Source organism: Croceicoccus gelatinilyticus (genome assembly GCF_018398395.1).
Taxonomy (GTDB): domain Bacteria; phylum Pseudomonadota; class Alphaproteobacteria; order Sphingomonadales; family Sphingomonadaceae; genus Croceicoccus; species Croceicoccus gelatinilyticus.
In genome coordinates this window covers 44,026-57,041 of the sequence record NZ_JAHCBF010000012.1, presented here as the reverse complement: position 1 = coordinate 57,041, position 13,016 = coordinate 44,026, and the positions used below count along the sequence as shown (strand labels likewise).

The following is a 13,016-nucleotide window of genomic DNA, read 5'->3' as shown; positions in this document are numbered from 1 at the left end:
AGGTCGCTCATGTTCAGTCTCCTTGCGGAGCCTGAATCAGATCATGCCTCTCGGATCAATGGGTCCTGAGCCTAGCAAAGAGCTGCAAGTCTAGTGCTGAAGACGCGCGGCGTTTACGTAATTTGATCTGACCACGACGCCCGGCAAATTCTTGCCGGCGTTCATCAAACTGATATGGCCGTGAGCTATGATGCCCTTCGCGGGCTTTGGGTCTGTTGGTCAAAGATCGCAGCCTGAAAATGGCCAGGTGCTACAAATTCGCGGTTTCAGCGATCGCGAAGGTCTTCTTAGAGACTATCCGTCAAGCGCCGGATGGGCTACAAAATCCGCGTGAAACCAAGGCCTTTGCCGTCAGAATACGAGCGGGGAAGCGGTCGATCACAACGGTCCAGATAGGGAACAACTTCGCGCACACCGTACCCGGAGATCCGGTGTTTGGGGTGCGAGGATTTCTGCCGGTTTTACCGACTTTTTGGCATCTGTCGCCAAGTAATGTCATCTGATGTCAAGCCGCAATCCGGAACTCACATGTGAGTTGCGCGCAGCTAAGTCGTTAATTTGACATCGAAAATTAGCGTTTTCCTACAGGGTGGTCGCTGCCGTAGACTGATGTCAGTCCAGAGGGGTCATTGGGCCGTGGAGGGTCGGCCAAACGTCAGGTGACGCCGTGCGATTTGCCCTTCAATGCTATGTCGACGAAGACCTTCATGCGCTTGTTAAGGCCGCTGCTGATGCAGCGCATATGAGCGTCAGCCAGTGGCTGAAACTCACAGTCATCGAGGCTCTGGAGCAGCCCCAGGACGAGGCGTTCCGCGATCAGGTTCTGGCCGATCTGCTGTTCACCAAGATCGCCCTTGATGGGTGGCTTCGCACGCACAAGGATAAGGAACTGCGGGACCGCGTGGTGGTCGCTTACCAACGACGCATTCGCGAATATCGCGAACGCAAGGCAGCCACGCGTGCTGGGCGCTGAGCGATGCTTTCGGTTGCCAATGTGCGCTCTGCAGGCGGTGCTGCGAACTACTTCGCCAACGACAATTACTACACCAAGGCAGACGCTGATCGGTCCGGCATCTGGGGCGGTAAGGGTGCCGAAAGGTTGGGTCTTACAGGCACGGTTGATGCCAAAGCGTTTGAGGCGATTCTGCGCGGCGAACTGCCCACTGGCGAACGGATCGGGCACCAGGGGCAGTATCACCGCGCCGGGACAGACCTGACCTTTTCGCTGCCCAAAAGCTGGTCGCTTCTGGCGCTCGTCGGCAAGGATCAACGGATCATCGACGCGTACCGTTCGGCGGTCGTCGAAACCCTCCAATGGGCGGAGAAGAATGCGGCCCAGTATCGCACCGAGAAGGGTGGCAAAGAGCGACTTCATGCCAGCGACAACCTGACCGTCGCGCTGTTCCAGCACGACACCAATCGCAATCAGGAACCGAACCTGCACTTCCACGCCGTCGTCGCCAACATGACGCAGGACAAGGACGGCAAGTGGAGAGCGCTGCGTAACGACAAGCTGTGGCAGCACAATACCTTGCTCAATGCCATGACAATGGCGCGCTTCCGAATCGAGGTAGAGAAGCTTGGCTACTGGATCGGCGCATTCGGAAAGCATGGCAATTTCGAAGCCAAGGGCATCGACCGTAACGCGGTGATGGCCTTCTCGACGCGACGGCAGGAGGTGCTCGAAGCCCGACGCGGCGGCGGGCTCGAGGCTGGTCTGGTGGCGACGCTGGCGACCCGGCAGGCCAAACAAAGCGATGTCGATCGCGGTGCCTTGATGGCCCAATGGGAAGGACAGGCTTGGGATCAGAGGCTCGACCTTGAAGGCATGGTGCGCGACGCGAAGCTGCGTTCACACGAGTTGACTGTTGCGGCAATGAAGCGGGCAAATGATCGCCCCACTTTACTTGAACGGGGCAAGGCAATGATCGCCAGCGTTGCCGAGAAAATGGGCATCAAGGAGGGCGATCCGCTCATTCCCAAGCGGCTTCATATGAAAGGCCGGGAAGATATTGCGACGGCCCACGCGGTTGCATCGGCGGTGCGGCATTTGTCCGAGCGGGAGGCGGCCTTTAAGGCCACCGATCTCGCCAAGGCTGCGCTCGATTTCGGGTTGCCGACGACGATGAAGTCAGTCGAAAAACGCATTGAGCAACTCGCGAAGCAGGGCGCGCTGTTACGCGGGCGAGGCTCGCAAAAAGGGTGGTTGACCACATCCAATGCGTTGGCGCTGGAGACTCGCATGTTGGCCGAGATCGAGAAGGGCAACGGCGCAGCTCATCCTATCCTCGACGCGCAGACCGCAGGACCGTATCTGCAAGCTTCGGCGGCTATCAACTACGGCATGAAGCTAAACGCCGGCCAGGAGGCAGCAGGCCGATTGATCCTGTCTTCGAGCAATCGCGTCGTAGCCGTCCAGGGTGTGGCAGGAGCGGGCAAATCAAGTATGTTGCGCCCACTTAATCAGCTTCTGGAAGAGCATGGCAAGAGGGTCATCGGTCTCGGGGTCCAGAACACACTGGTGCGCATGCTGGAGAAGGATACGGGCATTCCGTCGATGACCTTGCACCGCTTTCTTGGACAGAATCGTAAGCTCCTTGATGGCTCGGCAGGCAAAGCCGAGATCGCCGCTGCGCGCGAAGATTATCGCGACACTGTTCTCGTTCTCGACGAAGCCTCAATGGTTTCTACCCGCGACCAGGACCGCCTAATCCGTCTTGCCAATCTGCTCAAAGTCGATCGCCTCGTTCTCATGGGCGACGAAAAACAGTTAGGGGCTGTCGAAGCGGGCAAGCCCTTCGCTCTTGCGCAGCGCGTCGGGGCCGAAACGGCGCGCATGGATCACAATCTTCGTGCGCGCTCAGATACATTGAAGAGGGCGCAGCAGGCGGCCCAGTCGGGCAAAACCAGCGATGCACTCGAACATCTCAAGGATCATATCGTCGAGGTCCAGGAGGACAGCGCAATCGTCGCGGCGGAACGCTGGCTGTCCCTTCCGCCTGCCGAGCGCGAACGCACATCGATCTTCGCGGCAGGTCGTCGGTTGCGCTCCGAGATAAATGCCGCCGTTCAAACCGGGCTCGCCGCCAATGGCGAAATCGGACCAGCAAGCGCAAGGCTTGCGGTTCTGACCCGTGTGAATGCGACACGCGAGGAATTGCGCTACGCGCGCAACTATCAACCGGGCATGATGCTTGAAGTGGCAAGCCGCCAATCGCGCCATAGGCTTGGGCGCGGAAGCCATGAGATCGCCGCCGTCGATACTGAGAAGGGCGTTGTTACGCTTCGCGATGAGCGGGGGCATTTGCGCCGCTTCGTGCCAGCGAGGTTGTCGGCGAAGGGCAGCGACCAAACATTGCAGCTGTTCGAGAAGAAGGATCTCGATCTGTACACCGGAGACGCGATCAGATGGACTGCGAGCGATCACCAGCGCGGAATGATAAATGCAGACCGCGCAACCGTGACCGCGATCGATCAGGATGGGGTGACCGTCACCAGCTCCAGCGGCATGGAGCATAAGCTGAAGCCGAATGACCCGATGTTGAAGCGGATCGACCTCGCCTACGCGCTCAACGCTCACATGGCGCAGGGCCTCACGGCAGATAAGGGCATCGCCGTGCTCGACAGTCGCGAGCGGCGACTGCTCTCGCAGCGCAATTTCCTCGTCACGATCACGCGCCTGCGAGACGAGCTCACGCTGATTGTCGACAACCGAGACAAAGTTGGGCGAGGGATTGCGACCAATCTGGGCGAGAAGACATCAGCCGCTGAAATCACCGAGCGACTTGGCATATCGGCGGCGAAGGGATTCAGGCTGGGTCAAATCCAAGCGACTAACTCTGATCGACAGGCTGAACCCGAGAAGGCTCCCGAGCTAGCCAAGGAGCGGGTCAAACCGTTCGATATTGGCCTTTGATGGTTTGACTGGAATTGGGCCGCTAGCTGAATGGCGGCTATTGGCGACGATCTGGCTGATGCCGCCATTCAAGGTTCCGGAGCGCGCTCACCAGCCTGAAATCTGCCGAAGGCTAAATGGGCGTCAATCGACCGAAGAATCGTCTGAAAATCAGCGCCTAACTGGTCCTGGCGACCGGGAACCTGTTCGGCATAAGCGCGATGGGTGAGTACGCGCGAGCGGATCGAGGGCGATCGATGGGCGAACGCGACCTTTTCCGGCGAATCGAGACCCTTGCGAATAGCGATCGCAAGGATTTCCAGGACCGCGGGATTAGCTGAAACCTTGCCGGCCTCGTCAAGTGCATGTTGGACGAGCGCGGTGAGCGCTCCCGCAATCATGTAGAACCTCCGATTCATTAGCCGCAGCACGAAGTCCCGGGACCGTTTGCAGGTCCTGATCTGGGCGGGCATGACGCCAAGTGCAGCCTCAATGGTGGCGAACGGAGCACCACTCAGCCAAGCTCGCAGAGCCGGCTTCAACAATCCTATCTCAGCGTCGGTGCTATCTCCCCCGGTCTTCCGGCCGCGCGTGACCGCCTTGACCGTCTCAACATCGCGGCCGAAGAGCAACGCGTAGCTACGCCGGTCGGCGATCATGAAATCGACTAGCCAATCGCACCAATCGATGATCGATGTCGGCAGATCGTCAATCTCCGCCGTAATGCGTGTGGTGAGCGCCGTCAGAGGTTCGAGCTGCATGCCGCTGAATGCGGCGACCTTCACCGTCACAACCTCGGCTGCTTGGGCATCGGCGTCAAGCGCTCCCCTTAGCGAAGCGATCTTGGCATCAAAAGCCGCCTCATTGCCGGCCCTTCGTGCCTGAAAGGCTGCGAACGAACGGCTCATCATTTGGATCGGGCGATCGACATCCTGCTCCTCGCCGTCGCCAGCGCGCAAGCGGCTCAAAAAGTAGCGTACATCTGGGGAATCAACGTCGCCGAGCTGGATGCGGTCGAGCAAGGACGTCAGAGGGTCGTCGATCATGACGCATTGGTCGTTTGTAGGCAGCACCTTTCCGAGCATATCGAACGCCGCGCCGGTCGGAACCCAATTCGCGTCAAAGGCGACCGGCGGCTCTGGAATCAGCAGGACTGTCCCGTTGGCGAGGTGGCCCGCGCGGCCTGCGCGACCGGCAGCATTAAGAATCTCGTGGCCTTTGAGTGGCTCGCGCCCATCTTCGTCATGGCGCATTGTCCCTGCCAGGATGGCGACCTCAGCCGGCAAGTTCATACCTTGGGCGAGCGTCGGCGTCGCAACGATAATGCTTGCGCCGTCGCGTCGCCGAAAAAGCGACTCAGCCATACGTCGCTCGATAGCAATCATGTCACCATTGTGGGGTAGCGCGGGCGCAGTGGGATCCAGCAGCGAGTGCTGCGGCCCACCGAGCTCGGCGATGATCTCGGTCCAGAGATTGTTCTCAAATTCTGTAAGTGCGCCAACAGGTTGGAGGCCAGCTCTGATTCGTCGCGCGGTGCTGGGAGCGTGATCGGCCTGATTGACAAACATGATTGTCTTCAATCCTGCGCGAGCGGCACTAGCGGCGAAGGAACCACCGACTTCGTTGGAGTTTGGAGTTGCTCCGCCGACGCCGTAGTTCAACCGCACGTTGCCGTCAGAAAGTCGAACAATGCGGCGATCGGCAGGTGCGTTGCGCGCCCAGGCGTTGTGCAGCCCGAAGAGGGCGAATGGCACCAACTCAAGCGGTGGCTTGTTCGCAGGCTGTCCGTTGCGCTTGGCGAAATTTGCAGCTCGGACGACCTGATTCGCCCTGGTCAGCTGGTTTTCCGAATAGGTAACGACGCCGCGAGCCTGTCGGCTAGGCTTCCACGGGTCGAGAAAGCTGATGCAAGGACGGCCAGTGAGCTGGCCGAGCCACTCCGCGACATCAGGGGCGTTTTGCAGCATCGCTGACAGCAGCAAATAGTCGGCATCGGGCGCTCGCCGGAGGGCATGAAGGAGACAAAGCATCGCGTCGACGCTCCGCGCGCCTCCGCCTGTTGGGCTTAGGAGGTGGCATTCATCAAAGACGATTAGGCCTAGTTCAGTGACGTCCGCATCGGCAAAGCTAAGAACTGCGAGTAGACGCTCCGGCGTCATCACCTCGATCGCGCCAAGTTCAGGACCGGAGATAAACGCGACGAGATCTCCATCGGCTGAAATCTCGTAATTGGCGAGGCTCTTAGGGAAGCTTTCGGCAAGGTCGTCGCGTAGCTGATCGACGAGTGCCAACGTGGGAACAAGGAAGATTACCTTCCGGCCGGCACTTAGCGTCGCGGCAATTTTCAATTCGGATAGGGTCGTCTTCCCAGCCCCGGTGGGCAGAACTAGGACACCGGAGGTGCCGGCGTCGAGAAATCCAGTCGCAATGGCTTGGCGATGATTGGGCCAAAGCGTAGGCTTTGTCAGAGCGCGGTGGCGCAGCCAGCGCCGCCAGGCCGGTTCGGCCGCTCCGACAGGCGCCGGTAGATTGGCTATGCCGGCTCCCTCTAGGCCATCGGCAACATGCCGGAGCAATCGTGCAAGATGACGTGGGCCGGCATAAGCTGAGACGAGGCGGGCACCGGGCCCAGGTGCTTCGAAGTTGGCGACGGCCAGTTGCGTGACGCGATCGAACAAGGCCTGTGGGGTGTCCAGGAGTGGATATGCCAGAACGGGCGGTACTTGGGCGAGAAGGCGTGCGACCAGATGGACGAGGCCGGCCCAGCAGAGGCCATAGAGACCCTGTGTCGCCTGTTCGGTGAGGCCTTCGCCCGGAGAAGGCTGTAGGCGCGCCAAGCGTTCCGCGCGCTCGAGGATCGCGGTGAACCTCTCTTGCGCCAAATCCTGGATGCTCTCGAGCAGGGCCCCGCGGTGAATGTCTTCGAGGCGGTCGCCAGTGAGCCCGCGCGTCGCCTCACGCGCATCTGGGCTTTGCTCGGCGATCAGAAACAGCAGCGGCGCGGCAATCCGCGGATGGATTGCCGCCGCACTTAGGAACGTGGTGCGGTCAGGTATCGCAGGCAATACGCGTCCGAGAATCTGATAGGCCGTGCCGGCGACAAAAGCTGCGGCCCGGCGTGCTTCGCCGTCGACGGTGTCATCGACTTGTGCTTCGTAGACTGCCGCAATACGCGAGAGACGTTCGATCTGGGCAATATAATCCGGCGCGTCGGCAAGTTGCGCCGCGCGAAGGCGCAGGCCGGCAAGCTCGGCGTAAATACTAGTGAGTTCTTGTGGCAGGATTTGCGGGTCGATACCGCGCAAAGGCGGTGCCGATCGGATGAGCGCCGCAGTTTCAGCGTCGAACATCGAACGCCTCGATTCTTGCCCAAACCCGTCCAGAGAAATCTTCGAACCATGCGCGCACGTCGTCGAGCGGCATAGTATCGCCGCCGCGCGTGGTGACATCGCCGGCAATCGTGTCATAGCCCGAAAAAAGAGCAAGGCGCTGCTCGGCAGTGAAGCCGCTTGGCGCAACGGTTAACGAAGCCTGGAATGCGAGCGGTCGCGTTCGGATCAGCTCATCGTAGGCTACGTTGCGTTCTTGGGGTGTGAAGCCCAAGCCAATCAAAAGTGTGATCGCTGCCTGCGCGAGTTGGTTGTCGCGCTCTCCCGAAACATATTCCCGAAAAGCCGCTAGGACGTCCTGCGAGAACAGCTGCCGCCAATTGGTCGTGCATTTGTACTCATAGACGGTTGCTCGTGTAAGCGTCCGCGTCCCCGGATCGATCGTCACCTTGACGCAGTCGGTACCTTGGTTGGTCGCCTTCAGGTGCGGATCAGAAATTGCGTCGTCAACAGTCGCGGTCAAGCGGGCAGCGACCCAGCTAATGATTTCGAACAAGAGGCCGTCTCGATGCCAGATCTTTGGATCGGTTTGGGGATGCAGTTCCAGGCGGAGCTTTTCCTTTAAAGCCGCGCTAACGATCGGAGGCGTGCCTGCCGGATGGACGCCGTCGAGAATCATCGCGGCGTGAAGTGCGCGGCCTATGAGGATTTGCGCACAAACCTCGGCCAGCTCGTCCGGATCGGCGACAGTCCAGACCGACCCCAAGCACTGCGGCAATATGGCTGTGGGTTCTACGACAAGGGTCACTCGCTGCCCTCTTCGTCGGTAGGCCGTTTCCCGCGGCGGGCGGCGATCGCGTCATCGACCATGTTATTCAGGTTGAGGCCGATCCCGGCGATGTTGGGCTGAACCATGAACCAGCGCGACATCGAGCTGATCCAGTCGAGAAGGCGGCTTGATTTTGGCACTGGCGTACCGGCCGAAATCGCGGCCCGTGCTCGTTCAATCGCGAGTTGATACCTGACGTTCTCATGAGCGAAGTATTGCCGAACTGGAGAGATCGCCTTGAGCTTGGCGGCGGCATCGTCGAGCCTTGCTCTGTCGCGCAGGGCGATAGCGATGGCCGCATAAGCGATTGCGTAGTCTGCGCGTTCCGGCACCTCCAGAGTCTCGAAATCGACGGATTCGATGATCTCGAGCGCATCAATCGCGCGGCGCTGCATCAGCCGGCAGCTCGCCTCGAAGATGCGGCAGGCAGGGTCGCCGTCCAAATCATATCCCGCAGAATAGGCAGCAGCACCGTCTTCCCATTGCCCGGCTAAGCGGAGAACGTCACCGAGACAACGATTGACGTGACCGAGGCCGGCGGGCGTCCAGTGATCTGTCAGCTCAACGAGTGCCCGCAGCCGTTCGGACGCATCGTCAAAATAAGCTCGATGGTGTTTCGCGATGCCGGCCACTTCCAGCAGCTTGCAGAACCACAATTGCGTGTCAGGCCCGAACGGTCGTTCTTCTTCGGATTCCCGCGCGGCGTTGAGCGATTCATCGCAGACCGCAATCGCGCCGGCGGTGTCGCCTGCCAACGTCAATTCCACACCCTTCGCCGCCGCGTATTGGATGCGGTCTCTTCGCGATGTCGTCAGCTCGAGGACACGATCATAAAGGCGCAGCTTTTCGACGAGCGGGATCGTATCCCCATTGATGTCGATGTGGAGCTGGAGAACATCGAGGTCTGCTTCCTGCGCCGTGATCAGCCCCAGCTTGGCCAATTCTCGCCTAGCCCCCGCGGCGTCGTCGAGAAGGTGTGCCACCATCGCCTGGTGGTAAGTCAGCTTTCGCTGCCAGCGTGGATCGTCGATGTTGGCACGCAATCGTTCGAACACTTGAGGCAACTCTGCCAACCGGCTGAGGCGTCCGTATATACCAGTGAGCTGCTCGACGGACTCGTGTAGCGCCTCAATGTCGATGCTGAGGATTGCAATTCCCTCTGGCGGCAGCCGTCGCATCAATGGCACCGTATTGGTGCGGTGGTAGATCGTATATTGCGTGAGGTCTGCGCGAATGGCGCGAAGTACCTTAGGCCATTGCTTATTACGCGCAGGTTCGCGCCACGCTTCTCCCATGGCAAATCCGGGCAAATGGTCGCGGCAGCACTGGCGGAATTGCTTTCCCGATCCGCAAAGGCATGCGTCATTGCGGCGCGGATACGCTAATGGACGAGACGTCGCGGATTTCATGTTCTTGTCGCTGTTGGTCGCAAAAATTTCGATTGCATGATCGGTGCAACGTCCCGCTTCATTTTGGCCAAAAGCTTGCTCGCCAAATACTTAGCAGAGGCTCGCCGAACAAGAAAGATTTCCGAACGGCTTGTGTGAGTTCAAATTCTATTTCGGCAGATCATTTGAAATCAACTTAACCTAGGGATGACCGACGGGCGGCTTGAGCTGATCGGCAAATCCGAGGTACTCCCTGCACTTTCGGGCAGTGTTTTGATTTTTTTTGCGCATGTGCCAACGGCTGCTTTCAGACAATTAGCGTCGGAACTTTAATGACCGAAATTGGGGCGCAAAGCCGCCATCCGTATTCGCACGTTCAGCCGGCCACGAAATTCGCCCAGTCCGCCATCATTGGCTTGCGCTTGCCGAGATAGTCCGTGCGTCGATAGGCCGCTTCGACTTTGTTTGTGATCGTATGGGCCAGTGCTGCCTCTGCGACCTCGCCTGGATAGTTCGTCTTTTCCGCAACCCAATCGCGAAACGATGAGCGAAAGCCGTGGACGGTATAATCGTGGCCTTTGTCGCGCAGAATTTTCAGCAAGGTCATATCGGAAAGGTACCGACGCGGGTTCTGGCCCGGAAAGATTAGATCGCTGACAGGGGAGCGAAATGCTTTCGCTCGCTTAAGAACGTCCAAGGCCGCTTCCGAAAGCGGGACAACGTGGGCAGTCCCTGCTTTCATGCGTTCGGCGGGGATCGTCCAGAGCTTCTTCTTGAGGTCGATTTCGTTCCAAGAGGCACCGCGGACTTCGCCGGAGCGAGAGGCGTTCAAGATCACAAACTCCAAGGCAAGACGACCGACCGAGGAGCGCCCGCGCAGCCATGTGAAGAACGCGGGGAGTTCCTGATAAGGCATTGCTGACAGGTGGCCTTGCTTCTTGGGCTGGCGCGGCAAGCCACGGAGTACCGACCGCATCGGGGCTTCAGTCTCGCGAAAACCCTTGGCGCAGGCCCAATCCAGTACCGATCCGATTCGTTGCCGTACCCGCCGCGCGGTTTCTGGCTTCGTCAGCCAGATCGGAGAAAGCGCATCGCGGATTGCAGGGCCCTCAATGTCCGAAACGAGTTTGTCGCCCAAAGTCGGGAAGGCATAGGTTTCAAGCGTCTTGATCCATTGGGCTTGGTGCTTGCCGTTCTTCCACGCGGCCTTGTGTTCTTCATGCACGAGCTTGGCAGCGTCGCTGAAAGTGGGGATGACCAACGCTTCCTTTTCCCGCTCTGCGAGAACGTCGACGCCCGCTTTCACCTCCTTGCGGAGAGCCCGCGCGGCCTCGCGAGCATCGGCCAGCGGCAGCTCGGAAAGTGGACCTAAACCGAAGTCTCGGCGCTTTCCATCGGCCTGAATGCGGACAATCCAGCTACCTTTACCCTTTGCGGCGAGTTTGAGGATCAAACCCTCTCCATCTGAATAGCGACCTGGTTCTGTGAGATTCTTTACTCCCATCGCCGTCAGTTTGCCCATTGCTCGTTCCTCTCAGACCCACATCCAGACCCACACTCGACGCCGGATGCATAAGAACATATAGGGAACTATGCGGACGGCGAAAAGCGAAAAAACGCCGCATTTCTGCGGGTTTGAGGACTATAAGGGATTGTCTGGGAAAAGCGAGGTGGCGGAGACGGAGGTGGCAAGTGGGCTGATGCAATCACTTGTGATTTAGTGGAAATGCGAAACTCTTCGAGGGCGCTTTACCACATTTTCTCCCCGACTTCGCTGAACCGCGATTTGAGCCTCTGACTTTGAGTAACTTTAGGCTCAGTGTCACGAAATTTTCGAAGCGTGTAATATGTCCCGAACGGGAAATTGCACTTTTCAAAGCCGCCTTTTGAATGGTAAATGTCCCTTTCGGGAAAAATATCTTGAATTTGATCGACTATCTGCGTAGATTTCCCGATCGGGAAAGGAGGTGCTCATGCTCGATGTTGCCGCTATCGGCCAAATCATTCGCGAAGAACGCAAGGAGCTTGGTCTGCGACAGGACGAGTTGGCCGCTGCAAGCGGCGTCGGTTTGCGCTTCCTCGTCGAATTGGAGCGGGGGAAGCCCACTGTCCAAATGGGTAAAGCGCTCAATGTTCTCGCCGCACTTGGTTGTGAACTTCAGGTCAAGCGGCCCGACGGGATAGTGATTGCGGGTCGACCGGACACGCTCAACGAGGATGAGTCGGAGTGACGCTGCCAATCTTAGATACGTTGGTGGTCTGGTGGGAAGAGCGCCAGACAGGCGAGCTCTCGATCGACAAAGGTGGCGCGATGCATTTCGCATATGCGCCTGAATGGCTGGATGATAAAACTGCCCCGGCGCTTTCCCATGCGATGCCCAAGCAGCAAGAGCCATTTAAAGACCATGCTTGCAAGGCCGTTTTTGGCGGGCTGCTTCCCGAAGAAAGCCAGCGTACCGCTATCGCTCGGGCACTTGGAGTTTCGCCCGACAATCCTTTTCGGCTGCTTGAGGCCTTGGGCGGAGATGTTGCCGGTGCTCTAGCCTTCCTGCCCAAAGACGAAGTGCCGCTTCGAGATTACTCCAAGACCGCTCCAGAACCACTCCAAGAGGGCGAGCTAGCGAAACTGCTCGATCGGTTGCCAGCTGTGCCCATGCTGGCAGGCGAGGGCGGCGCGAGGCTCAGCCTTGCAGGGGCACAGAGCAAACTGCCGGTGGTGCTCAATGTAGACGGTGGCATTGCGATCCCTCGCCCTGGAGAACCATCCACGCATCTGATCAAGCCTGAACCGGATCGCTTTGCCGGGTTAGCTGCGAATGAGGCCTTCTGCCTCGCACTGGCGCGCGCGGTGGGCATTGATGGTGCCCACGCAGAGTGGCGCGAGGCGGCGGGCAAGCCGTTGCTGCTGGTCGAACGCTTTGACCGGATGTCGGTCGAGGGAAAAACGAAACGCCTGCATCAGGAAGACTTTGCTCAGGCACTTAGCGTCCCCTCAAACCGCAAATACGCGGCGGAGGGCGGGCCGGCTTTCCGCGATAGCTTCGCGCTGTTGCGCAGCGCTGCGACGCGGCCAGCACGCGAAGTGCTGAAGCTCGCCGACGCGGCGATCTTCAATCTCATCATCGGCAACGCCGATGCCCACGCGAAGAATTACAGTCTGCTGCGCCGGGAGAACGGCGAGGTGGTGCTTGCCCCGCTCTACGATCTCGTTGCCACGCATATGTGGGAAGAGCTCTCCCCCAAGCTCGCAATGCGCTTTGGCCGCGCGGCGACACTCGAAGAATTTGACAGAGATAGTGTGGCGAGGTTCGCGGAGGAGGCAGGGCTAGGTGCCCCATACATTCGCCGCCGGGTAAGTGACCTTGCTGAAGCGGTGACGAAAGAAATTGAGAAGGGCGTCGCGGTGCACGGCAATCCGCCTGAGGATGCTGTCGCGCCAGTTGCCGAAGCATTATCTGCCCGCGCCAGCGTTGCTGCGCTTAAGCTCTTGGAGGTCTGAGGCCAAATGCTGAAGGCACCACTACCATTTGCCAACCACTTTCGAGTTTCAGGGGAACGCTATATCTCGACGCTCC

Annotated in this window: 8 protein-coding genes; 4 read left to right on the top strand and 4 right to left on the bottom strand. The window is 59.2% G+C overall.

The features are described 5' to 3' along the window. Positions 1-667: 667 nt before the first annotated feature. Positions 668-973, top strand: coding sequence for a hypothetical protein (locus KIH45_RS17280; protein WP_213177245.1), 306 nt, complete (start codon positions 668-670; stop codon positions 971-973). Positions 974-976: 3 nt separating this feature from the next. Then, positions 977-3,916, top strand: a complete 2,940-nt coding sequence (gene mobF, locus KIH45_RS17275) for a MobF family relaxase (RefSeq protein ID WP_213177244.1) — start codon at positions 977-979, stop codon at positions 3,914-3,916. A gap of 68 nt (positions 3,917-3,984) precedes the next feature. Here mobF and KIH45_RS17270 read toward each other — a convergent pair whose 3' ends face one another. The 4 genes from KIH45_RS17270 to KIH45_RS17255 form a co-directional block, all read right to left on the bottom strand. After that, positions 3,985-7,245 carry a DEAD/DEAH box helicase gene (locus KIH45_RS17270; protein ID WP_213177243.1) on the bottom strand — a complete coding sequence of 1,087 codons (3,261 nt, stop codon included), beginning with the start codon at positions 7,243-7,245 and terminating at the stop codon, positions 3,985-3,987. Continuing rightward, entirely contained in the window at positions 7,232-8,032 is an 801-nt protein-coding gene (locus KIH45_RS17265; protein WP_213177242.1) for a hypothetical protein, read from the bottom strand. The genes KIH45_RS17270 and KIH45_RS17265 overlap by 14 nt, the downstream gene beginning before the upstream one ends. After that, positions 8,029-9,462, bottom strand: coding sequence for an SEC-C metal-binding domain-containing protein (locus tag KIH45_RS17260; RefSeq protein ID WP_213177241.1), 1,434 nt, complete (start codon positions 9,460-9,462; stop codon positions 8,029-8,031). Before KIH45_RS17260 ends, KIH45_RS17265 begins: the two co-directional genes overlap by 4 nt. Positions 9,463-9,817: 355 nt before the next feature. Next, a complete protein-coding gene (locus tag KIH45_RS17255) occupies positions 9,818-10,963 on the bottom strand; it encodes a tyrosine-type recombinase/integrase (protein ID WP_213177240.1) in 1,146 nt (381 codons plus the stop codon). A gap of 451 nt (positions 10,964-11,414) precedes the next feature. On the opposite strand from KIH45_RS17255, the gene KIH45_RS17250 reads away from it, so the two are divergent. Together KIH45_RS17250 and KIH45_RS17245 are read left to right on the top strand one after the other, a co-directional pair. Then, positions 11,415-11,672, top strand: a complete 258-nt coding sequence (locus tag KIH45_RS17250) for a type II toxin-antitoxin system Y4mF family antitoxin (RefSeq protein ID WP_213177239.1) — start codon at positions 11,415-11,417, stop codon at positions 11,670-11,672. After that, positions 11,669-12,940 carry a type II toxin-antitoxin system HipA family toxin gene (locus tag KIH45_RS17245; RefSeq protein WP_213177238.1) on the top strand — a complete coding sequence of 424 codons (1,272 nt, stop codon included), beginning with the start codon at positions 11,669-11,671 and terminating at the stop codon, positions 12,938-12,940. Before KIH45_RS17250 ends, KIH45_RS17245 begins: the two co-directional genes overlap by 4 nt. The last annotated feature ends 76 nt before the right edge of the window (positions 12,941-13,016 follow it).